Origin of the sequence: Inquilinus limosus DSM 16000, assembly GCF_000423185.1 — a bacterium.
Lineage (GTDB): Bacteria > Pseudomonadota > Alphaproteobacteria > DSM-16000 > Inquilinaceae > Inquilinus > Inquilinus limosus.
Genome location: NZ_AUHM01000014.1, coordinates 176142 through 198398, shown reverse-complemented (window position 1 = coordinate 198398; position 22257 = coordinate 176142). Strand labels below are relative to the sequence as shown.

24 protein-coding genes are annotated in these 22257 nt (G+C 70.4%); 14 read left to right on the top strand and 10 right to left on the bottom strand.

Features of this window, described 5'->3' with window-relative positions; translation table 11 throughout:
- From G537_RS0115350 to iolG, 4 genes are all read right to left on the bottom strand, one after another.
- A partial coding sequence (locus tag G537_RS0115350) for a helix-turn-helix domain-containing protein (protein WP_026870878.1) occupies positions 1-225 on the bottom strand: 225 nt, incomplete at its 3' end.
- Positions 226-315: 90 nt separating this feature from the next.
- Positions 316-912, bottom strand: a complete 597-nt coding sequence (gene betI, locus G537_RS38145; RefSeq protein WP_211230391.1) for a transcriptional regulator BetI — start codon at positions 910-912, stop codon at positions 316-318.
- A 144-nt stretch (positions 913-1056) separates the two neighbouring features.
- Entirely contained in the window at positions 1057-1572 is a 516-nt protein-coding gene (locus G537_RS0115340; RefSeq protein ID WP_034851838.1) for a cold shock domain-containing protein, read from the bottom strand.
- Between the two features lie 383 nt (positions 1573-1955).
- Positions 1956-2942, bottom strand: a complete 987-nt coding sequence (gene iolG / locus G537_RS0115335) for an inositol 2-dehydrogenase (RefSeq protein ID WP_026870876.1) — start codon at positions 2940-2942, stop codon at positions 1956-1958.
- A 138-nt stretch (positions 2943-3080) separates the two neighbouring features.
- Between iolG and G537_RS38140 the strand changes: the two genes are divergently transcribed.
- From G537_RS38140 to G537_RS38135, 5 genes are all read left to right on the top strand, one after another.
- Complete coding sequence (locus tag G537_RS38140) at positions 3081-3899, top strand: 5-deoxy-glucuronate isomerase (protein ID WP_034851789.1); 819 nt, start codon at positions 3081-3083, stop codon at positions 3897-3899.
- Positions 3892-5808, top strand: coding sequence for a bifunctional 5-dehydro-2-deoxygluconokinase/5-dehydro-2-deoxyphosphogluconate aldolase (locus tag G537_RS0115325; protein WP_026870875.1), 1917 nt, complete (start codon positions 3892-3894; stop codon positions 5806-5808). The genes G537_RS38140 and G537_RS0115325 overlap by 8 nt, the downstream gene beginning before the upstream one ends.
- A gap of 13 nt (positions 5809-5821) precedes the next feature.
- On the top strand, positions 5822-7675 hold the full coding sequence (iolD, locus tag G537_RS0115320) for a 3D-(3,5/4)-trihydroxycyclohexane-1,2-dione acylhydrolase (decyclizing) (RefSeq protein ID WP_026870874.1): 1854 nt from the start codon (positions 5822-5824) through the stop codon (positions 7673-7675).
- Between the two features lie 40 nt (positions 7676-7715).
- Positions 7716-8612 carry a myo-inosose-2 dehydratase gene (gene iolE, locus G537_RS0115315; protein WP_026870873.1) on the top strand — a complete coding sequence of 299 codons (897 nt, stop codon included), beginning with the start codon at positions 7716-7718 and terminating at the stop codon, positions 8610-8612.
- A 98-nt stretch (positions 8613-8710) separates the two neighbouring features.
- On the top strand, positions 8711-9115 hold the full coding sequence (locus G537_RS38135; RefSeq protein WP_034851787.1) for a DoxX family protein: 405 nt from the start codon (positions 8711-8713) through the stop codon (positions 9113-9115).
- A 59-nt stretch (positions 9116-9174) separates the two neighbouring features.
- Here G537_RS38135 and G537_RS0115305 read toward each other — a convergent pair whose 3' ends face one another.
- Positions 9175-9954, bottom strand: coding sequence for an enoyl-CoA hydratase (locus G537_RS0115305; protein WP_026870872.1), 780 nt, complete (start codon positions 9952-9954; stop codon positions 9175-9177).
- 44 nt (positions 9955-9998) lie between these two features.
- Positions 9999-10829 (bottom strand): bifunctional DNA-formamidopyrimidine glycosylase/DNA-(apurinic or apyrimidinic site) lyase, encoded by an 831-nt coding sequence (mutM, locus tag G537_RS0115300; protein ID WP_026870871.1) that lies wholly within the window; start codon positions 10827-10829, stop codon positions 9999-10001.
- Between the two features lie 47 nt (positions 10830-10876).
- Between mutM and G537_RS0115295 the strand changes: the two genes are divergently transcribed.
- From G537_RS0115295 to cysK, 6 genes are all read left to right on the top strand, one after another.
- Positions 10877-11653, top strand: coding sequence for a class I SAM-dependent methyltransferase (locus G537_RS0115295; RefSeq protein WP_026870870.1), 777 nt, complete (start codon positions 10877-10879; stop codon positions 11651-11653).
- A gap of 31 nt (positions 11654-11684) precedes the next feature.
- Positions 11685-12008 (top strand): hypothetical protein, encoded by a 324-nt coding sequence (locus G537_RS0115290; RefSeq protein ID WP_026870869.1) that lies wholly within the window; start codon positions 11685-11687, stop codon positions 12006-12008.
- 135 nt (positions 12009-12143) lie between these two features.
- Positions 12144-13373, top strand: a complete 1230-nt coding sequence (gene coaBC / locus G537_RS0115285) for a bifunctional phosphopantothenoylcysteine decarboxylase/phosphopantothenate--cysteine ligase CoaBC (protein ID WP_026870868.1) — start codon at positions 12144-12146, stop codon at positions 13371-13373.
- A gap of 10 nt (positions 13374-13383) precedes the next feature.
- A complete protein-coding gene (dut, locus tag G537_RS0115280; protein ID WP_026870867.1) occupies positions 13384-13842 on the top strand; it encodes a dUTP diphosphatase in 459 nt (152 codons plus the stop codon).
- 3 nt (positions 13843-13845) lie between these two features.
- The gene (locus G537_RS0115275) at positions 13846-14304 is read left to right on the top strand and encodes an RrF2 family transcriptional regulator (RefSeq protein WP_026870866.1); all 459 of its coding nucleotides are present in this window, start codon (positions 13846-13848) and stop codon (positions 14302-14304) included.
- 80 nt (positions 14305-14384) lie between these two features.
- Complete coding sequence (cysK, locus tag G537_RS0115270; protein ID WP_026870865.1) at positions 14385-15359, top strand: cysteine synthase A; 975 nt, start codon at positions 14385-14387, stop codon at positions 15357-15359.
- Between the two features lie 60 nt (positions 15360-15419).
- Here cysK and G537_RS0115265 read toward each other — a convergent pair whose 3' ends face one another.
- A complete protein-coding gene (locus tag G537_RS0115265; RefSeq protein WP_026870864.1) occupies positions 15420-17012 on the bottom strand; it encodes an ABC-F family ATP-binding cassette domain-containing protein in 1593 nt (530 codons plus the stop codon).
- 168 nt (positions 17013-17180) lie between these two features.
- On the opposite strand from G537_RS0115265, the gene G537_RS0115260 reads away from it, so the two are divergent.
- Positions 17181-17513 carry an MmcQ/YjbR family DNA-binding protein gene (locus tag G537_RS0115260; RefSeq protein WP_026870863.1) on the top strand — a complete coding sequence of 111 codons (333 nt, stop codon included), beginning with the start codon at positions 17181-17183 and terminating at the stop codon, positions 17511-17513.
- Positions 17514-17578: 65 nt separating this feature from the next.
- Positions 17579-18682, top strand: coding sequence for a DmpA family aminopeptidase (locus G537_RS38130; RefSeq protein ID WP_051248443.1), 1104 nt, complete (start codon positions 17579-17581; stop codon positions 18680-18682).
- A 17-nt stretch (positions 18683-18699) separates the two neighbouring features.
- Here G537_RS38130 and G537_RS0115250 read toward each other — a convergent pair whose 3' ends face one another.
- The 3 genes from G537_RS0115250 to G537_RS0115240 all read right to left on the bottom strand — a co-directional run bounded on the left by G537_RS0115250 (position 18700) and on the right by G537_RS0115240 (position 21783).
- A complete protein-coding gene (locus G537_RS0115250; RefSeq protein ID WP_051248442.1) occupies positions 18700-19818 on the bottom strand; it encodes a site-specific DNA-methyltransferase in 1119 nt (372 codons plus the stop codon).
- Positions 19819-19866: 48 nt separating this feature from the next.
- Positions 19867-20487, bottom strand: a complete 621-nt coding sequence (locus G537_RS0115245; protein WP_026870861.1) for a ribonuclease HII — start codon at positions 20485-20487, stop codon at positions 19867-19869.
- 192 nt (positions 20488-20679) lie between these two features.
- Positions 20680-21783 (bottom strand): PA0069 family radical SAM protein, encoded by a 1104-nt coding sequence (locus G537_RS0115240; protein ID WP_081688824.1) that lies wholly within the window; start codon positions 21781-21783, stop codon positions 20680-20682.
- A 163-nt stretch (positions 21784-21946) separates the two neighbouring features.
- Between G537_RS0115240 and rpsT the strand changes: the two genes are divergently transcribed.
- Entirely contained in the window at positions 21947-22207 is a 261-nt protein-coding gene (gene rpsT, locus G537_RS0115235; protein ID WP_026870859.1) for a 30S ribosomal protein S20, read from the top strand.
- Positions 22208-22257 lie beyond the last annotated feature (50 nt).

Below are 22257 nucleotides of genomic sequence, written 5' to 3'. Positions count from 1 at the left end.
GATCAGCCCCAGGATCTCCTCGGCATGGGCCTCGAGCCGCTGCGAGCGATGATCACCGCCCCGCGGTCGCGGCGCCACCGCGCCGGTACGCTGCCACTGCTCAACCCACTTGATCGCCGTCGAGGCGGCAACCCCGAAGCGCTTGGCCGCAGAGCGCCGCGTCATGCCGCCGTCCACCGCCCGAACCAGCCGGTCCCGGATGTCCATCGAAAGAGGTCGCGTCATGCAAGCTGGCCTCCCTCACCAGCCTGCATCTTGAATCAGAATTCCCAGCCTTCGGGAATCCCCCACGATTCCTGAAGATCGGAAAGTGCTCTAGACCTCCTCCATCAGCCCCATGCCGTTGCCGGACAGGAGGCCGTCGACCCAGCCATTGGCGATGCGCACGGCGTCCTGCGGCGTGAATACGGAGGGATCGAGGCAGAGCTCGAGCCACAGCCCGTCGAGCATGGCGGTGAAGGCCAGTGCCGCGAGCGGCGCGTCGATCCGGCGCGACCGGGCTTCGGCTGCGGCGGCGATCAGGCCTTCGAGGCGCCGGCGATAGGCGGCGTAGACGTCGCGGTGGATCTGCCGGATCGCCTCGTCGCGGCGCACCAGCGCCCAGAAGGACAGCCAGATCGACAGCAGGTCGGGGTCCAGAACCGGCGGCCGGAAGCTGGCATCGATGAAGGCACGCAGCCGCGCTTCGGGCGTCGCTTCCGCTCCGTCCAGTGCGACAGCCAGAGTCTCCGCCACATGGCTGCCGATGAAGCGGTAGGTTTCGGCGATCAGGGTGTCGATGCCGCCGAAATAATGGCGCACCAGCCCGGGAGAAACGCCGGCGCGGGCGCACACCTCGCGCACCGAAGTGGCGGCATGGCCGCGTTCGGCCAGGCATCGGGCGGTGGCTTCGATCAGCGCCCGGCGTCGCACCGCCGGCAGTTCGCGCGTGAACTTCGCGCGTGGCCCTGGTTTATCGTCGGGCACGTGATCTGGGGGCACGTGATCGGATGGGACGGAGCGAGGTCCGGCCACGCAAGGCGACGGCCCGGGGTCTCCCCCGGGCCGCGTCCGTTGTCACAGCAGCTGGACGGCTTCCGCCATCGGGCCCTTCTGGCCCATGCGGACCGTCAGGCGCACCCGCTGCTCGCTGTTCAGGCCCGGCAGGCCGGCCCGCTGCAGCGCGCGCGAGGCGACATACACGTCCTTGCCGCCGTCGTCCGGGGTGACGAAGCCGAAGCCCTTCTCGGCGTTGAAGAACTTCACCGTGCCCTCGACCTCGGTGGCCGGGCCGCTGAAGCCGCCGCCACCGCCGCCAAAGCCGCCACGGGGGCCGCCGTCGCCGAATCGGCTGGGGCGGAAACCGCCGCCGGCCGGCGGAGCGCCGAGCTCCTCGACACGATGGATCACCGCGACCTGCGGGCCCTTCTGACCTTCCGCGATGTCGCAGACGATCTTCGTGCCCTCATACATCTCGCGATGTCCGGACTGTTCCACGACCGAGGCGTGCAGGAACGCGTCCGGCGAACCGTCCGTCACCTGGACGAAGCCGAAGCCCTTCGTCGGGTTGAACCACTTGACCACAGCCGTCACGTCACGGCGATATTCGCCGCCTCCGACGCGCGGCGGATGACGTCGGTTCATCATTGAACTGAAACTCCAAGAGAAAGTGCTGCACCAGGACCAAGGGTGCGGCTTCCGCGAGCGGAAACCAGGATCTGTCCGCTCGCGACCGGCGATGCGCCGGCGCTGGACGGTCTGAACGTTTTTGTCGAGACGACCATTCGTTACCCGAGACAACCCGCCCGCGCGTGAAGACCACCCGCAGTCGACGATCGTCCCTATACCCCTCAGCCGAGCCTACAGAAGACACCCGCAGGAACTATAACCCCAGGCCGCGCGCCTTGACCATAGGCGTCGCACCGGAGCGAGAGAGAATCTTTCGCAGGCCCGAAGACTCGTTCAGCGGGATGAATTTATTGTGACAACCGCACCGGAGCGCCGGTCTTCACCGATTCCCAGGCCGCGTCGGCCAGCAGCAGGGCCCGCTTGCCGTCCTCCCCGCCAGCCCGCGGCGCCCGGCCTTCCAGCACCGCGTCGATGAAGTCGTCGAGCTCGCGTCGATAGGCCTCGGCGTAGCGCTCCAGGAAGAAATGCAGCGGCTTGTCCAGCACCACCCCGTCGGCGCCGGCATATTCCACCGTGGTCGCGGTGCGGTTCTCGGCCCGCAGCATGCCCAGCGACCCGAAGGCCTCGATCCGCTGGTCGTAGCCGTAAGTGGCGCGGCGGCTGTTCGAGATCTGGGCGATGGCGCCGCCGGCGGTCTTCAGCGTCACCACCGCGGTGTCGACGTCGCCCTCGGCGCCGATCGCCGGGTCGACCAGGTTGCTGGCGGTGGCGTAGAGCTCGACCGGCTCCTCGCCCAGCAGCCAGCGGGCCATGTCGAAATCGTGGATCATCATGTCCCGGAACAGGCCGCCGGAGACGCGGATGTAGCTGGCCGGCGGCGGGCCCGGGTCGCGGCTGGTGATCGCCACCAGCTCGACCTTGCCGATGCGGCCTTCGGCGATGCCGGCATGGACCGCCTCGAAGCTCGGGTCGAAACGCCGGTTGAAGCCGAGCGCCAGCGGCACCCCAGCCTTGGCGACGGTGTCGAGGCAGCCCTCGACCCGGGCGCTGTCGAGGTCGATCGGCTTCTCGCAGAAGATCGCCTTGCCGGCCTTGGCCGCGGCCTCGATCAGGTCGGCATGGGTGTCGGTTGAGCTCGCGATCACCACCGCATCGGCGCCGTCCAGCGCCGCCAGGCCGTCGCCGACCGCGGCGCCGTGCTGGTTGGCCAGCGCCTCGGCTGATTCCCGATGGACGTCGACCACGGCGACCAGCCGGGTGCGCGGGTTGCGGGCGATGTTGTCGGCATGGATCTTCCCGATCCGTCCGGCGCCGAACTGGCAGATCTTGAGCATCTTTCCTCTCCCTTTCGTCGCGCCGGAATCATCGGCCCGGCGGCGGCCGGCTGCGATAGAAAAATCAGAATTCCGAGGTTGCAGTCAAATGGAATATTTGTTCTATTTGTCTGAAATCGCGCCTTGGGAGGACCAGCCATGACCCGCCATCTGACCGGCCACCGCGGCGGCTTCGGCCCGGGGCTGACGCAGATCACCCGCTTCGACGAGCCCGAGGACGACACCGGCATCGCGGTCGCGGTGCTGAAGCTGGCGCCGGGCGAGAGCCGCGAGATCGAGACCGCGAACGAGACCGCCTGGCTGCTGATGTCCGGCACCGCCGAGGTGACGGTCGACAACCGGACGGTGCGCTTCTCGCGCGCCTCGCTGTTCGACCAATCGGCCAGCGCTGTCCATGTCGCGGCCGGCGCCCGGGTGCGGCTCGAGGCGGAGGACGAGGCCGAGTTCACGGTCTACGAGACGAAGAACGCCAAGCCCTTCCCCTCGCGCGTCTTCCTGCCCGAGGATGTGCCGAACGAGCACCGCGGCAAGGGTCAGGTCGACGACGCCTGCTACCGCTATGTCCGCACCATCTTCGACCTGCGCAACAGCGACCCGAATGCCGAGCTGGTGCTGGGCGAGGTCGTCACCTTCCCAGGCCGCTGGTCGAGCTATCCGCCGCACCACCACCCGCAGCCCGAGATCTACCACTACCGCTTCACCGATCCGCGCGGCTACGGCCATGCCGAGCTGGGCGAGACGGTGCTGAAGGTGCGGGAATACGACACCATCAAGATCTTCGACGGCTTCGACCATGCGCAATGCGCGGCGCCCGGCTACGGCATGTACTACGCCTGGGTGATCCGCCACCTGCCGGGCAATCCCTACACCGTGCCGGAGTTCACCGAGGAGCATCGCTGGACCATGGATGCCAAGGCCGAGTTCTGGCGCCCGGAGGGAGTGTCGCGCCATGGCTGATCCCGTCCTGGATGTGATCTGCATCGGCCGCTCCTCGGTCGACCTCTATGGCGAGCAGGTCGGCGGCCGGCTGGAGGACATGGCCTCCTTCGCCAAGTACGTCGGCGGCTGCCCGACCAACATCTCGGTCGGCGCCGCCCGCCTCGGCCTGCGCTCCGCCCTGCTCACCCGGGTCGGCGACGAGCATATGGGCCGCTTCATCCGCGAGCAGCTGGCGGCCGAAGGCGTGGACACGAGCCATGTCATCACCGACAAGCAGCGGCTGACCGCCCTCGTCATCCTCGGCATCCGCGACCGCCACACCTTCCCGCTGATCTTCTACCGCGAGAACTGCGCCGACATGGCGCTGTCCGAGGGCGACGTCGATGAGGCCTTCATCGCCTCGGCCCGCGCCGTGGTCGTGACCGGCACGCATTTCTCCACCCCCTCGGTCGCGGCGATGAGCCGGAAGGCGATGCGGCTGGCCCATGCCCATGGCCGCAAGGTGGCGCTGGACATCGACTACCGCCCGGTGCTGTGGAACCTCACCGGCCACGGCCTGGGCGAGGAGCGCTTCGTCGAGAGCTCGGCCGTCAGCGCCCATCTGCAGGCGATCCTGCCGGACTGCGACCTGATCGTCGGCACCGAGGAGGAGATCCACATCGCCGGCGGCGCCACCGACACGCTGGCGGCGCTGCGCCGGATCCGCGAGCTGAGCGCCGCCACGATCGTGGTCAAGCGCGGCCCGATGGGCTGCGTCGTGTTCCCGGGCGCCGTTCCGGACGACATCGAGCAGGGGGTGAAGGGCCCCGGCTTCCCGGTCGAGGTCTACAACGTGCTGGGCGCCGGCGACGGCTTCATGGCCGGCTTCCTGCGCGGCTGGTTGCGCGACGAACCGGTCGAGGCGGCCTGCCGCTACGCCAATGCCTGCGGCGCCTTCGCCGTGTCGCGGCACGGCTGCGCGCCGTCCTATCCGAGCTGGACCGAGCTGACGCATTTCCTGGCGCACGGCAGCGCCCATCACCGGCTGCGCGAGGATCCCGTGCTCAACCAGGTGCATTGGGCGACGACCCGGATCCGCGACTGGCCCGAGGTCCATGCCCTGGCCTTCGACCACCGGTCCCAGCTCGAGGAGATGGCGGTGCGGCACGGCGCCGATGCGGAGAAGATCGGCGCCTTCAAGCTGCTGGCCTGGAAGGCGGCGCAGCAGGCCCATGGCGGGCCCGGCTTCGGCGTGCTGATCGACGGCCGGCTGGGCAGCGAGGCGCTGTTCGCCGCCGCCGGCAGCGGCGCCTGGATCGGCCGGCCAGTCGAGTTGCCGGGGTCGCGCCCGCTGCGCTTCGAGGGCGGGCCGGATGTTGGCGTCACCCTGCGCGAATGGCCGCTGGAGCATGTGGTGAAGTGCCTGGTGCAGTACCACCCGGACGACCCTCCGGAGATCCGGGACGAGCAGGAGCGCCAGCTTCTGGCCCTGTTCGATGCCAGCCGCGCGACGCGGCACGAGCTGCTGCTCGAGATCATCCCCCCGAAATCCATGCCGGCAGACGACCGCACCATGGGCCGGGCCCTGGACCGGCTCTACGACATCGGCATCCATCCGGACTGGTGGAAGCTGCCGCCGCCGCCCTCGGAGGCTGCCTGGGCGGCGATCCAGGAGGTGATCGCCCGTCGCGACCCGCATTGCCGCGGCGTGGTGCTGCTGGGCCTGGAGGCGCCGGAGGAGGAGCTGGCGGCCGCCTTCACCCTGGCGGCGCGCCAGCCCTGGTGCCGCGGCTTCGCGGTCGGCCGCACCATCTTCGGCCGGCCGGCCGAGGACTGGTTCGCCGGCCGCATCGACGACGACGAAGCGGTGAGACGGATGGCCGCCAGCTATGGCAGCCTGATCGCCGCCTGGCAGAATGCCCGCGCCGCGGCCCAAGCCGCGGCCTGAAGGAGCGATAGGGATGGGAACCGTGCGTTTGACCATGGCGCAGGCCCTGGTGCGCCACCTCGCCGCGCAATGGATCGAGGCGGAGGAGGGCAGCCGCGAACGTCTGTTCGCCGGCGTCTGGGCGATCTTCGGCCACGGCAACGTCGCCGGCATGGGCGAGGCCCTCTACGCCCACCGCGAAGAGCTGCCGACGCTGCGCGCCCATAACGAGCAGGCGATGGCCCTGGCCGCGATCGCCTATGCCAAGGCGAAGTTCCGCCGCCGGATGATGGCGGTCACCACCTCGATCGGCCCCGGCGCTACCAATCTGGTGACCGCCGCCGCGCTGGCCCATGTAGACCGGCTGCCGGTGCTGCTGCTGCCCGGCGATGTCTACGCCACCCGCCGGCCCGACCCGGTGCTGCAGCAGATCGAGGATTTCGGCGACGGCACCGTCAGCGCCAATGACTGCTTCCGCCCGGTGTCGCGCTATTTCGACCGGATCACCCGGCCGGAGCAGATCCTGACCGCCCTGCCCCGCGCCCTGTCGGTGCTGACCGGCCCGGCGGAATGCGGGCCGGTGACGCTGGCCCTGTGCCAGGACGTGCAGGCCGAGGCCTATGATTACCCGGCCTGGTTCTTCGCGGAGCAGGTGCATCGCATCCGCCGCCCCGGCCCGGACGAGGCCGAGCTGGCCCGCGCCGTCGCGGCGCTGCGGAAGGCCGAGCGGCCGCTGGTGATCGCCGGCGGCGGCGTGCTCTATTCCGACGCGGCGAAGGCCCTGGCCGGCTTCGCCGAGCGCCACGGCCTGCCGGTCGCCGAGACCCAGGCCGGCAAGGGCAGCCTGGCCTGGAACCACCCGAACAATGCCGGCTCGATCGGCGTCACCGGCTCGAGCGCCGCCAACGCGCTGGCCGCCGATGCCGATGTGGTGCTGGCGGTCGGCACCCGGCTGCAGGACTTCACCACCGGCTCCCGCGCCCTGTTCCGGGCGCCGGGGCGGACCCTGATCCAGCTGAACGCCGCCGCCTTCGACGCCGGCAAGCACGGCGCCCTGCCGCTGGTCGCGGATGCCCGCCGCGGGCTTGAGGCGTTGTCGCAGGCGCTGGGGTCCTGGACCGCGCCGAAGGCCCAGGCCGACCGGATCCGCAGCCTGATCGCGGAGTGGAACGGGGCGGTCGACCGCGCCACCGCGGCCAGCAACGCCCCCCTGCCCTCCGACGCCCAGGTGCTGGGCGCGGTCAACCGCGCGGCCGGGCGCGGCGCCATCGTGGTCTGCGCCGCCGGCGGGCTGCCGGGCGAGCTGCACAAGCTGTGGCGCACCGACGCGCCGGGCGGATACCACCTGGAATACGGCTATTCCTGCATGGGCTACGAGATCGCCGGCGGCCTCGGCGTCAAGCTGGCCCGGCCGGACCGGGAGGTCTACGTCCTGGTCGGCGACGGCAGCTACATGATGATGAACTCCGAGATCGCGACCGCGGTGCAGCAGGGCGTCAAGCTGACCATCGTCGTGCTCGACAACCGAGGCTTCGGCTGCATCAACCGGCTGCAGAACGCGACCGGCGGCGCCTCCTTCAACAACCTGTTCCGCGACATCGAGGGCGCGCAGCCGATCGACTTCGCCGCCCATGCCGCCAGCATGGGCGCGGCGTCGGAGAAGGTGGCCGGCATCGCCGAGCTGGAGGCCGCGCTGCTGCGCGCCAAGGCGACAGACCAGACCAGCGTCATCGTCATCGACACCGACCCGGTGGCGACGACCGAGGCCGGCGGCGCCTGGTGGGACGTGGCCGTCCCCGAGGTCTCCGACCGCGACCAGGTGCGCCGGGCCCGCGCCGGCTACGAGGAGCAGCTGGCCGGCCACCCCGTCACCGGGCGCGATGCCTGATTCCAAACCATCCGTCACCCGAGCCCACGAGACCGCCGCGATGACCGTCACCCTCGGCACCAACCCGATCGCCTGGAGCAACGACGACCTGCCGGAGCTGGGCGGCGAGACGCCGCTCGAGACCTGCCTGTTCGAGGCGCGCGAGGCCGGCTTCACCGGCATCGAGCTGGGCAACAAGTTCCCGCGCCAGGCGGACGCGCTGCGGCCGATCCTGGAGGCGCACGGCCTCAAGCTGATCTCCGGCTGGTACAGCGCCAACCTGATTGACCGGTCGGTCGATCAGGAAATCGAGGCGATGGAGCCGCACCTCGCCCTCCTCGCCGCGCTCGGCTGCAAGGTCATGGTGTTCTGCGACACCTCCGGCGCGGTGCATGGCGATCGCGGCACGCCCCTGTCGCAGCGCCCGACCCTGCCGGAGGAATCCTGGCCGGAGTTCGGCCGCAAGCTGACCGCGGTCGGCGACCACATGGCCAGGCGCGGCGTGCGGCTGGCCTATCACCATCACATGGGCACGCTGGTGCAGAGCGAGGCCGAGGTCGACCTCCTGATGCAGCACACCGGCCTGTCGGTCGGCCTGCTGCTCGATTCCGGCCACATGACGGTGGCGGGTGGCGACCCGGCGGCGCTGGCCAGGCGCTATGCCAGCCGGATCAACCACGTCCACGCCAAGGATGTGCGCCGCGACGTGCTGCAGAAGGTGCGCGACGAGGATTGGAGCTTCCTCGACGGCGTGATCGGCGGGCTGTTCACCGTGCCGGGCGACGGCATGGTCGATTTCCCGCGGATCTTCGACGCGCTGCCGAAGAGCTACAGCGGCTGGATGGTGGTGGAGGCCGAGCAGGACCCGGCCAAGGCGCATCCCCTCACCTATGCCCGGCTGGGCTACCGCAACCTGTGGAAATTCGCGACCGGCGCCGGCTTCGAGGTGAAGACCTGAGGCCGGATCGGTCAACACACTGTCTATGAAGATTTCCCCAACGGGACGAGGCGGTTGGTGTCATAGTAAGACATCGATTCACTCGCCCGGATGGTGAAATGTCGGCCTTTTCTTCCTTCTTCGCCTTCTTCGCGCGGATCTTCCTCGCCGCCATCTTCGTCGTTTCCGGCTGGGGCAAGCTGACCGGCTTCGAAGGGGCCGTCGGCTATATCGCCTCCAACGGCCTGCCGGCCCCGCAGGTCTTCGCGGCGCTGACGATCCTGGTCGAGCTCGGCGGCGGCATCCTGCTGATCCTCGGCCTGTTCTCGCGCCTGGCCGCCTTCGTCATGGCCGGCTTCACCCTGCTGACCATCGTCCTGGTCCACCATTTCTGGACCTTCGAAGGGGCGGACGCGATGATGCAGCAGATCCACGCGATGAAGAACCTCGCCATCGCCGGCGGCCTCTTGATGGTCACCGCCTTCGGCCCCGGCGCCTGGGCGATCGGCCCCGGCCGCGACTGAGAGCGACCTCCGAGGCTGTCAGGAACGGCGGGCCTCCGGGCCCGCCGTTTTCGTTCGGGTCAGCGGTGCTTGAACGCCGGCGGCCGCTTCTCGACGAAGGCGGCCATGCCTTCCTTGCGGTCGTCGGTGGCGAAGGTGGCGTGGAACAGCCGCCGCTCGAACAGGATGCCTTCGGCCAGCGGCGTCTCGTCGGCGCGGTGCACCGCCTCCTTCGCCATCATCGTCACCGGCAGGGAATAGCCGGCGATCGTCTCCGCCGCCTTCAGCGCCTCGGCCAGCAGCTCTGTGGCCGGCACCACGCGGGCGACGAGGCCCGAGCGCTCCGCCTCCGCCGCGTCCATCATCCGGCCGGTCAGCACCAGGTCCATCGCCTTCGACCGGCCGATCAGCTTGGTCAGGCGCTGGGTGCCGCCGGAGCCGGGGATGGTGCCCAGCTTGATCTCCGGCTGGCCGAACCGCGCCGTGTCCGCGGCGATGATGAAGTCGCACATCATCGCGATCTCGCAGCCGCCGCCGAGGGCATAGCCGGCCACCGCCGCGATGATCGGCTTGCGCACCCGGGTGATGCAGGTCCAGTTCTCGATCAGGTTGCCCCGATAGGCGGCGATGAAGTCCTTCGACGCCATCTCCTTGATGTCGGCGCCGGCGGCGAAGGCCTTCTCCGAGCCGGTCAGGACGATGGCGCCGACATCGTCATCCGCGTCGAAGGCCGCGAGGGCCTGCCCGAGATCCCTGAACACCGCGTCGTTCAGGGCGTTCAGCGCCTGCGGCCGGTTCAGGGTGATCAGGCCGACCCGCCCCCGGGTCTCGACCAGGATGGTCTCGTAGCTCGCGGTCATGAAACGCTCCTCCGCATCGGGTCTCGGATTGATCGAACGCCCGGTCAGCGCTGGCAGACCGGGCAGAAGAAGGTGCTGCGGCCGGACTGCACGATCCGCCGGATCGTGCCCCGGCATCCCGGCGTCCGGCACGGCTCTCCCTCCCGGTCGTAGACCGACCAGGAATGCTGGAAATAGCCGAGCTCGCCATTGACCTGGACATGGTCGCGCAGGGACGACCCGCCGGCCTCGATGGCGCGGAGCAGCACCGCCTTGATCTCCGGCACCAGCCGCGCCGCCCGCACGCCGGCGACCGAGGCGGCGACCCGGCGCGGCGAGATATGCGCCGCCCACAGCGCCTCGCAGACATAGATGTTGCCGAGCCCGGCGACGACCCGCTGGTCCAGCAGCGCCGCCTTGATCGGCGTGATCTTGCGGGCCAGCGCCTGGTCGAGATACGCGGCGTCGAATTCGTCCGACAGCGGCTCCGGCCCCAGCGCCTCCAGCGCCTTGTGGGCATGCAGGGCGTTCTGGCTGACCAGGTCCATCATGCCGAAGCGGCGGGTGTCGTTGAAGGTAACGACCGAGCCGGATTCGGTCTCGAACACCACATGGTCGTGCGGGCTGACGATGTCCGGCCGCCCCCGGCTGACCATCATCCGGCCGGACATGCCGAGATGGATCAGCAGCACCATGCCGTCGTCGAGATGCAGCAGCAGGTATTTGGCGCGGCGGTCGAGCCGCGTGATTCGCCGGCCGGTCAGCCGCTCGGCCATGCGCTCGGGCAAGGGGAAGCGCAGATCGGGGCGGCGCTGTTCGACGCGGGCCAGGCGCTGACCTTCCAGGACGGGCGCCAGGCCGCGGCGGACGGTTTCGACTTCGGGTAGCTCGGGCATGGCCGGCACACTGGCACGAGCCGGCGCCGGACGCTATGGTCCCGGCCATGAGCGACAGGCAACGCAACCCCGAAAGCCGCTGGTTCGGCGACACCGAAGTCGATCCGACGGAGAAGACGCAGCGCGTCCACGGCGTCTTCACCAGCGTCGCCCGCCGCTACGACCTGATGAACGACCTGATGAGCGGCGGCATCCACCGGCTGTGGAAGACCCAGTTCATCGCGGCGATCCGGCCCCGCCCCGGCGAGGTCCTGCTGGACGTGGCCGGCGGCACCGGCGACATCGCCTTCCGCTTCCTCGACCGCGCCGGCGTGGACAGTACAGGCCAGGGCGCCCGCGCCATCATCTGCGACCTGACCGAGGGCATGGTCGCGGTCGGCCGCGACCGGGCGATCGACCGCGGCTGGGTCGGCCCGATCCTGCACATGGTCGGCAACGCCGAATCGCTGCCGGTCGCCGACCGGTCGGTCGACGTCTACACCATCTCCTTCGGCCTCAGGAACGTGACCCGGATCGACGACGCGCTGCGCGAGGCGCGGCGCGTGCTGAAGCCGGGCGGGCGCTTCTTCTGCCTGGAGTTCAGCCGCGTCGTGCTGCCGGGCCTCGACCGCGCCTACGACCTCTATTCCCGCGCCGTGATCCCGCGGATGGGCAAGGTGGTGGCCAAGGACGAGGACAGCTACCGCTACCTGGTCGAGAGCATCCGCCGCTTCCCCGACCAGCCGACCCTGGCCGAGCGGATCGAGGCGGCGGGGCTGGAGCGGGTGCGCTGGACCAATCTCTCCGGCGGCATTGCCGCGATCCACACCGGCTGGCGGATCTGAAACATCGTCCTGAGGGGGCTGAGGGGGTGCGATGAAGAAGGGTCTCCTCGCGCTCGCGGGCCCGCTGGGCCTGGTGGTCGGCGTCGCCGTCGGCAGGGCGCAGTACGACGCGCCGGCACCGACGCGCGTCAACATCGACAATCGATCGGGACAGGCCATCGTGGGGATAGAGCTGATCGGTCGTTCCGATCCTCTGCTCGCCCCCGGCCGGACGCTCGGGATCGTCCATGACGCCGGGGGCGATGCCGGCTTCGACCTCCGGGTCACCTTGGCCGACGGCTCGGCGCGTGAGATCGGGAATCTGTATCTCGACGGCGGCAGCACGGAGACCGTCGCCATCACGCCCGAAGACTGAGCTTCGGCTGATTTCACGCCCCCTGTCGCGCATTTCGTCGCAGCCGGCGATCGTAATGCTTGCCGAATCCGGCCGAGGGCCCTAAAGAACATTCATGCGATGTAGTTCGCCCTCCGCCGTCCCTGGGGACATGCCGTGACGCTGACGCTGCGCGACCGCCGCATCCTGCTGGTCATCGCCGGCGGCATCGCCGCCTACAAGTCGCTGGACCTGATCCGGCGGCTGCGCGAACGCGGCGCCCGGGTGCGCTGCATCCTGACCAAGGCCGCGACCGAATTCGTCACCCCCCTCGCCGTCGCCGCCCTGACCGAGGACAAGGTCTATGGCGAGCTGTTCTCGCTGACCGACGAATCGGAGATGGGCCACATCCGGCTGTCGCGCGACGCCGACCTGCTGGTGGTGGCCCCGGCCACCGCCAACATCCTGGCGCGGATGGCGGCCGGGCTGGCCGACGACCTGGCCACCACCGCCCTCCTCGCCACCGACAAGCCGGTGCTGGCGGCGCCGGCGATGAACGTCCGGATGTGGGAGCATCCGGCGACTCGGGACAACCTGGCGTTGCTGCAGCGCCGCGGGGTGCGCGTCGTCGGGCCGAACCAGGGCGAGATGGCCTGCGGCGAATACGGCTTCGGCCGCATGGCCGAGCCGCTGGAGATCGTCGCCGCCGTCGAGGCCTATTTCGCCGAGGTCGACCGCTCCGGCACCGGCGGGCCGCTGAAGGGCCGCCACGCCGTCGTCACCAGCGGCCCGACCCATGAGCCGATCGACCCGGTGCGCTACATCGCCAACCGCTCCTCCGGCAAGCAGGGCCACGCCATCGCCGCGGCGCTGCACCAGGCCGGGGCGCGGGTGACGCTGGTGACCGGGCCGACCCATGAGCCGCCGCCGCCCGGCGTCACCGTGGTGCCGATCGAGACGGCGGACGAGATGATGGCCGCGTGCCGCGCCGCCCTGCCGGCCGATATCGCGGTCTGCGCCGCGGCTGTGGCCGACTGGCGGGTCGCCGCGCCCTCCGGACAGAAGATCAAGAAGGGCGCCGGCGGACCGCCGGCCCTGACCCTGGCCGAGAACCCGGACATCCTGGCGACGCTGAGCGCCCCGGGGCCAGACCGCCCGGCGCTGGTGGTGGGTTTCGCCGCCGAGACGCAGGACGTGGTGGCGCACGCCCAGGCCAAGCGCGCCCGAAAGGGCTGCGACTGGATCCTGGCCAACGACGTGTCGCCGGGTACCCAGGCCTTCGGCGGCGATTCGAACATCCTGCACCTGATCACCGCCGACGGCGCCGAGACCTGGCCACGGCTGAGCAAGGCCGATATCGGCACCCGCCTGGCCGGTGCGATCGCCCGCCACTTCGAGAAAGGTTGAACCCGATCCGATGACCGAAGCCGTCTCCATTGCCGTCACCCGCCTGCCGCATGGCTTGGGCCTGCCCCTGCCCGCCGCCGCCACGGCAGACTCGGCCGGGCTGGACCTGCTGGCGGCGGTGGCGGAGCCGGTGACGGTGGCGCCCGGGCGCCGGGTGCTGATCCCGACCGGCATCGCCATCGCCCTGCCGCGCGGCTGGGAGGCGCAGGTGCGCCCGCGCTCCGGCCTCGCCCTCAAGCACGGCATCACCATCGTCAACGCGCCGGGCACGATCGATTCGGATTATCGCGGCGAGATCGGCGTCGTGCTGATCAACCACGGCGACGAGCCGGTCGCCATCACCCGGGGCATGCGGATCGCCCAGATGGTCGTGGCCCGCCACGCGACCGTCGCCTGGGACGAACAGCCGAGCCTCGACACCACCGCCCGCGGTGCGGGCGGCTACGGGTCCACCGGAACGGGAGCCTGACGGATGTTTCGACTGCCGAAGAAGATGCTGTTCGCGATCGAGGCGGTTCTCGACATCGCCTACAACGCGGTCGACACGCCGGTGCAGAGCGCCGAGATCACCAAGCGCCAGGGCATCCCGCGCCGGTACCTGGAACAGGTGCTGCAGCAGCTGGTCCGGGTCGACATCCTGACCGGGGTGCGCGGGCCGCGCGGCGGCTATCGCCTGGCGCGGGAGCGCCGGCGCATCACCGTCGGCGAGATCGTGCGCGCCATCCGGTCGCTGGAGACCGCGACCGACGACGAGGACTCGCTGCCGCCCGGCTCCCGCCTGGGGCAGGAGATCGTGCGGCCGCTGTGGCACGAGCTGCAGGAGGAGGCGGTGCGCAAGCTCGATTCCCTGACCATCGAGGATCTCGCCAACCAGGCGCGCGACAGGGGCATCCCGCGCGAACGGGCCGCCCCCGTGGACTTCTCGATCTGAGCCGGTCCGAGCGGCTGGCCTTCCCCAGGGCCGACGCGTATAAATGTTGATCGGCTTATTTAACGCCCCTGGAGAGTAATATGTCCTCTTCCGCCGCCGGGAAGACCGAGTTCCGAGGCAAGATCTACGATTCGATCCTGGACACCATCGGGGCGACCCCTCTGGTGCGGGTGAAGAAGCTGGCCGAGGCGCATGACGCCAGGGCCGATATCCTGGCGAAGCTGGAGTTCTTCAACCCGCTGTCGAGCGTGAAGGACCGCATCGGCCTAGCGATGATCGAGGCGCTGGAGGCGTCGGGCAGGATCAAGCCGGGCGTCAGCACCCTGATCGAGCCGACCTCGGGCAACACCGGCATCGCGCTGGCCTTCGTCGCCGCGGCCAAGGGCTACCGCCTGATCCTGACCATGCCCGAGACCATGTCGGTCGAACGGCGCAAGATGCTGAAGCTGCTGGGCGCCGAGCTGCATCTGACCGAAGGCCCGAAGGGGATGAAGGGCGCCATCGCCAAGGCCGAGGAGCTGGTCAACAGCATCCCGAACGCGATCATCCCGCAGCAGTTCGAGAACCCGGCCAACCCGGAGATCCACCGCCGCACCACGGCCGAGGAGATCTGGAACGACACCCAGGGCGGCGTCGACATCCTGATCTCCGGCGTCGGCACCGGCGGCACCATCACCGGCGTCTCCGAGGTGATCAAGCAGCGCAAGCCGAGCTTCACGGCCATCGCGGTGGAGCCGGAGGACAGCCCGGTGCTGTCCGGCGGCAACCCGGGCCCGCACAAGATCCAGGGCATCGGCGCCGGCTTCGTTCCCTCGGTGCTGAACACCAAGATCATCGACGAGGTCGTGCGGATCTCGAACGAACGGGCCTTCCAGGTCGCCCGCCAGGTCGCGAAGCTGGAGGGGCTGCCGGCCGGCATCTCCTCCGGCGCCGCCCTGGCCGCGGCGCTCGAGGTCGGCGCCCGGCCGGAGAACGAAGGCAAGAAGATCGTCGTGATCGTGCCCTCGATCGCCGAGCGCTACCTGTCGACCGCGCTGTTCGAAGGGCTGGATTAAGCTCCGCCTTCTCAGTGCGTGCGGGGGAAGCGGGCCTTCGGGCCCGCTTTTCCGTTCTGCTCATTTGCTCAGGTCGATGACCCTGCCGATGCCGACCGCCTCGAGGAAGTCGGGGTCGTGGCTGGCGACCAGCAGCGCCCCGTCATAGGCGGCCACCGCCCGCTCGATCGCCGCGATCGAGTCGAGGTCGAGATGGTTGGTCGGCTCGTCCAGGATCAGCAGCCGGGGCGGCCGCGGCCCGCCCAGCACGCAGGCGAGAGCCGCCCGCAAGGTCTCGCCGCCGCTGAGATCGCCGACCTGGCAGAGGGCCGCGTCGGCCCGGAACAGGAAGCGCGCCAGCGCCGTCCGGCAGGCATTGTCGGTCGCGTCCGGATGCATCGTCCGGAAATTCTCCAGGATGGTGCGGTCCGGCCTCAGTCCGCCGGCCCGCTGGTCGAGCATGGCGACGCCGCCGCCGAAGCGCCGGACCGTCCCTTCCTGCGGCTCCAGTTCCCCGGCCGCGAGGCGAAACAGCGTCGACTTGCCGGCGCCGTTCGGCCCGGTCGCAGCCACCCGCTCCGGCCCGACCAGGGTGAAGGACAGGTCGCGCAGCACCGGCCCGGCCGCGCCCGGTGGCGTCCAGGAGACGTGCTCGAAGGCGAGCACACGGGTGCCGGCGGCGAGCCCCGTGGAGGGCAACGAGACTCCCAGCGTCTCCACCCGCTCGACCGCGGCGCGGGCCTCGGCCAGCGCCGCCTCGGCGGTTTCCTCCCGGCGCTCCCGCAGGCCGCTCTGGCGCGCCTGGGTCTGCCCGGCCCGCTCCTTGGCGGCATCGAGCAGGAGCTTGGACTGGCTGCCGTCGGCGCGGGCTCTCCGGCCGCGGGCGTCACTGCGGGCCTTGCGCTCCAGCGCCGCCTGCCGCTCCCGCGCCAGCCGCGCCACCTCCTGCTCGGCATGGGCCAGGTTGCGCCGCGCCGACTCGGCATCGGCCTCGCGCCGGGCCCGGTGGTCGTCCCAGTTGCCGCCATAGCTTCGCGCGCCCAGGCCGGAGAGCTCGACGATCCTGTCCATCCGGCGCAGCACCTCGCGGTCGTGGCTGACCACCAGGGCGCCGCCGCGCCATTCCTCCAGCAGCGCGCAGATGGCGTCGCGGCCATCGGCGTCGAGGTTGTTGGTCGGCTCGTCCAGCACCAGCATCTCCGGCGGATCGACCAGCAGCCCGGCCAGGGCCAGCCGGGTCGCCTCGCCGCCGCTCAGGGTGCCGAGCGGCCGGCGCAGGTCGAGATCGGCCGGCAGGCCGAGCCGGGGCAGCGCCGCGGCCGCCCGCTCCTCCACCGTCCAGTCGGCGGCAGCGAGATCCTCCTCGCTGCCCTGCCCCGCCAGCAGCCGGTCGAGCCGGGCCAGGGCCGGGGCGATGCCGAGGGCATCGGCGGCGGCCATGCCCGGCTCGATCCGGACGGTCTGCGGCAGATGCCCGATGCGGCCCTGCCGGCGGACGCGGCCGGATTGCGGCGGGAGCTCGCCCAGCAGCAGGCGCAGCAGCGTGGATTTGCCGACGCCGTTGCGGCAGACGAGGCCGGTCCGCTCCGCCCCGAAGGCGAGCGTCAGATCCTCGAAGAGCGGGCGGTGGTCAGGGGTGTGGTGGGACAGCGACTCGGCGGCAAGGAGAGGCATGGCGGCTCGACGGAGGCAGCGTGACGGGGCGGGTGAAGTGCCGTTCCGTCCTGCGCTCCATCAGGGCCTCTCCTGCGCTGTGAGGCCGGCAGCATAGCCGCAAATATTCTCCAGGCAAACCAGGGCGCAGGCGCGCATCCTTGCGGCGGGACGGGAGGGAGACCCGAGATGGCGGATGAGGAGACGGTCCGGCGCGCCGCGCTGGCCCTGCCGGAGGTGACGGAGGAGGCGCATTGGGAGCGGCCGTCCTTCCGGGTCGGCGGCAGGATCTTCGCCGTGCTGCGCCCGGCGGAACGACGGGCGGTGCTGAAGCTGCCGCACGACCATCAGGAGATGCTGTTCGCGGCGCATCCCGAGGCCTTCACCCCGGCGCGCTGGGGCCGGCTGGCCTGGACCTTCGTCGCTCTGCCGCAGGTCGACGACGAGCAGATCGGGTCGCTGGTGGCGGAGGCCTGGCGGGAGGTGGCGCCCAAGCGGCTGGTCCGGCAACGCCCCGGCTGACCGGCATGGACAAGTGCGCCGCCGTCGCGCTAGCCCGGAAGGGCAACGCAGCCGAGGAGCCGCCGATGACCCAGAAGCCGAGGGCCCGCGACCTGGGCATCCCCTTCGACGGCGAGCCCGGGCCGCTTAACGCCATCACCGATGTCGCGGGGGTCGAGGTCGGCGCTGCCACCATCATCGCCGGCGACGGCAGGCTGGAGGTCGGGCGGGGGCCGGTGCGCACCGGCGTCACCGCCATCCTGCCGCGCGGCCGCGTCTTCGACCCGGTCTTCGCCGGCACCGCCGTGCTGAACGGCAATGGCGAGATGACCGGAACCATCTGGATCGAGGAATCGGGCTTCCTCGAAGGGCCGGTGATGATCACCAACAGCCACAGCGTCGGTGTCGTGCGCGACGCCGTGATCGGCTGGCAGGGCCGCCGCGGGCTGGTGGCGCCGCTGGCCCACGACCTCTACTGGTGCCTGCCGGTGGTGGCCGAGACCTGGGACGGCATTCTGAACGACATCAACGGTTTCCACGTCACGGCGCAGCATGCGGTCGAAGCGCTGGACGGCGCCAGGCCGGGCCCGGTGGCCGAGGGCAATGTCGGCGGCGGCACCGGCATGTCCTTGTTCGGATTCAAGGGCGGTACAGGCACGGCTTCGCGTCAGCTCTCACCCGAGCACGGCGGCCATGCCGTCGGCGTGCTGGTGCAGGGCAATTTCGGCCGCCGCCGGAACCTGACGATCGCCGGCGTCCCGGTCGGGCGGGAGATCCCGGACCTGCTGCCCGACCTGGCCTGGGACCGCGACACGGGATCGATCATCGTGGTGATCGCCACCGACGCGCCGCTGCTGCCGCACCAGCTGAAGCGGCTGGCGCGGCGGGCGCCGATCGGCATCGCCCGCACCGGCGGCACCGGCGCCAATGGCAGCGGCGACATCTTTCTGGCCTTCTCCACCGCCAATCCCGGCGCCTTCAGCCGCAAGGACAGCCGGATGGTGCAGGTGCTGCCGAACGACGCGATGGACGGGCTGATCGAGGCCGCGGCCCAGGCGACCGAGGAGGCGATCGTCAACGCCCTGGTCGCGGCCGAGACCATGACCGGCCGCGACGGCAACACCCTGCATGCGATCCCGCATGACCGCCTGCGGGAGATCCTTCGGAAATACAACCGGTTGACGGAATGAGTTGAGACGGCGCCGCCTCAGTGCACCGCCATCTCGGCCCGGATCTTCTGGCGCAGCAGATCGATCGGGGCCAGCCGGTCGCGCTGGGCCTCATAATGCCAGAAGGTCCAGCCGTTGCAGGAGGGCGCGCCCTGCAGCGCCGCGCCGACCCGGTGGATCGACCCGGCATGGTCGCCCTGGCCGTTGCTGGCGATCAGCGTGCCGTCGGCCCGCACCTTGGCGACATAGCGGCGCTGGGTGTCGAACAGCCGGTCGCCCGGCCGCAGCATGCCGCGTTCCACCACCCAGCCGAAGGGCACGCGCGGCGCCTGGCGCTTCGACAGGGTGTCGAGCACGGTCGGGTCCGCCGGCGCCTCGATCGCGGCGATGCGCTGGGCGGCGACGCGGGCATAGACCTCCTCGCGCTCGACGCCGATGAACTTGCGGCCCAGGCGCTTGGCCACGGCGCCGGTGGTGCCGCTGCCGAAGAACGGGTCGAGGATGGTCTCCCCCGCCCGGGTCGAGGACAGCAGCACGCGCCACAGGAGCGCCTCGGGCTTCTGCGTCGGATGCGCCTTGCGGCCGTCGATCTTCAGCCGCTCGCCGCCGCTGCAGATCGGCAGCGTCCAGTCGCTGCGCATCTGCAGTTCCTCGTTCAGCGCCTTCATGGCGTCGTAGTTGAAGGTGTAGCGGCTGTCGGGCGACTTGGCGGCCCAGATCAGCGTCTCATGCGCGTTGGTGAAGCGGGTGCCGCGGAAGTTCGGCATCGGGTTCGATTTGCGCCAGACGATGTCGTTCAGGATCCAGAAGCCGAGATCCTGCAGGATGGCGCCGACCCGGAAGATGTTGTGATAGGTGCCGATCACCCACAGCGTGCCGTCGTCCTTCAGCGCATGGCGCGCCGCCGCCAGCCAGTCGCGGGTGAAGCGGTCATAGGTGGCGAGGTCGCTGAACTTGTCCCACTCGGCGTCGACGCCGTCGACCCGGCTCTCGTCCGGCCGGCGCAGCTCTCCGCCCAACTGCAAATTGTAGGGCGGGTCGGCGAACACGCAATCGACCGAGCCGGCGGGCAGCGACCGCATCGCCGAGATGCAGTCGCCGAGGACGATACGGCAGCCCGGCGGCAGCCGGTCGGTGATGGAGGGTGATTCGCTCATGAGGCGACGATGATTCGCCTCGGAGTCGCCGTCAATCCCCCGTTTGAATCAGCCTCTTATGGCGAGTCGCTGCATCACCGGGGCAAACGACCGGCGATGGTGCTCGCAGACCCCGATCCGGTCGAGCGCGGCGATATGCTCGGGCGTGCCGTAGCCGACGTTGCGTTCCCACCCATAGCCGGGATGGAGGGTGGAGAGACGCAACATCTCGTGGTCGCGCACAACTTTTGCGAGGATCGAGGCCGCCGCGATCGACAGCGACAGCGCATCGCCATCGACCACCGCACGACCGTCGCAGGGCAGGCCGTCGGGCAGCTTGTTGCCGTCGACGAGGGCCATCTCCGGGCGCTCGGGCAGCGCCTCGACCGCCCGCCGCATCGCCAGCATGCTGGCCTGTAGGATGTTGATTCGGTCGATCTCCTCGACCGAGGCCCAGCCGAATCCGACCTGCGCCACCGCCCGGATGCGCGGCACCAGCGCCTCTCGCCGCTGCGTCGTCAGCACCTTGCTGTCGTCGATCAGGGATGCGAGCTCGGGGTCGAGCGGCCGGGTCAGCACCACGGCCGCGGCCAGGACCGGGCCGGCCAGCGGGCCGCGGCCGACCTCGTCCAGCCCGGCGACCCTCCTCGCCGGGGCGCCGCATTCGATTTCAAGACTCCAATCCGGCATCCCGCCCCCGGCCGTCTGCAAATGCTACTGGCATGGCCGCCTGACGGCGGTTTCTCCGCTTCCGGTGCTCACGGACCTTCATGTCCGCTGCGCTCCGGTTCTCGAAACCACCGCCAGCCGACTCACGCCAGCGCATTTCCAAACGGCCTATTAGCGCCGACAGCCCTCAGAGCCAAGTCCGGACGGTCGGAGCTAGAACAGCCTCAACTGGTCGCCCGGCCGCGGCGGCGGGGAGAACTGGCTGGTGTCGAGGGTCCAGCGCTTGCGGTCGAGGCCGAGCCGGCGGACGGCGTGGTTGAAGCGGGCGCGGATCAGATCCGCCACCGGCCCCTCGCCCCGCATCCGCTCGCCCCAGCCGGATTTGTACAGCTTGCCGCCGCGAGTCTGGCGGATCAGCGACATCACCCGATTGGCCCGGTCCGGGGCATGCGCCGCGAGCCATTCCTCGAACAGGCCGGCGATCTCCAGCGGCAACCGCAGCAGGGTCCAGCCCGCGGCCATGGCCCCGGCCTTGGCCGCCGCCTCCAGCACCTGCTCCAGCGAATGGTCGTTGAGGCCCGGGATCATCGGCGAGGTCAGCACGATCACCGGGATGCCGGCCTGGGCCAGCTGCCGCATCGTCTCCAGTCGCCGCGGCGGCGTCGCCGCCCGCGGCTCCAGCGTCCGCGCCAGCTCGCGGTCCAGCGTCGACAGCGAGACGCAGACGGCGGCCAGCCCCTTGGCCGCCATCGGCGCCAGGAGGTCGATGTCGCGGGTGATCAGCGCCGATTTGGTGACGATGCCGAGCGGGTGGTTGAAGCGCGACAGCACCTCGATCACCCGGCGGGTCAGCTTCAGCTCACGCTCCACCGGCTGGTAGGGATCGGTGTTGGTGCCCATCGCCATCACCGCCGGGACGTAGCCGGGGCGCCGCAGCTCCGCCTCCAGCAGCTCCGGCGCGTCCGGCTTGTAGAAGAGTTGCGTCTCGAAATCGAGGCCGGGCGACAGGCCCAGCCAGGCATGGGTCGGCCGGGCGAAGCAGTAGATGCAGCCGTGCTCGCACCCCCGATACGGGTTGATCGACCGGTCGAACATGATGTCCGGCGAGTCGTTGCGGGTGATGATGGTGCGGGCGGTGTCGACATGGAGTTGCGTGCGCAGCGGCGGCTCGTCCTCCTCCGGCGCCGTCCCGGCCCAACCGTCGTCGACCCGGTGCCGGGTCGCGGCCTCGAAGCGGCCGGTCCGGTTGCTGACCGCGCCGCGCCCCTTGCGCGGCCGGTCCTCCAGCTCGTCGATGTCGGGCGGCTTGATCGGCATGAGAACAAATATAGAACAAGCATCTCTGCTTGCCAAGGCCGACCCGAATGCGCTGCGATCCGGGGTGCGCGGGGACCAGACTCGGCTTGACGCCCGGACCCGAAGGGACTATGAAGCGCGCTCGTTTTTTCTGGGCCCGCGCTGGGCCGAACCGGGACCGACAATGGCCAACCACAAGTCCGCCGAGAAGCGCATCCGCCAGACCGAGCGCCGCACGCTCGTGAACCGCAACCGCGTCAGCCGCATCCGCACCTTCGTCAAGAAGGTCGAGACGGCGATCCTGGCCGGCGACAAGACCGCCGCGGCCGAGGCGTTCAAGGCGGCGCAGCCGGAGCTGCAGCGCGGCGTCACCAAGGGCGTGCTGCATAAGAACACGGTCGCGCGCAAGCTGTCGCGCCTGTCCGGCCGCATCAAGGCCCTCTAAGCCCGGATCATCGAACAGCCGTTCCGCGGCGGCGGTCGCGGAACGGTTTT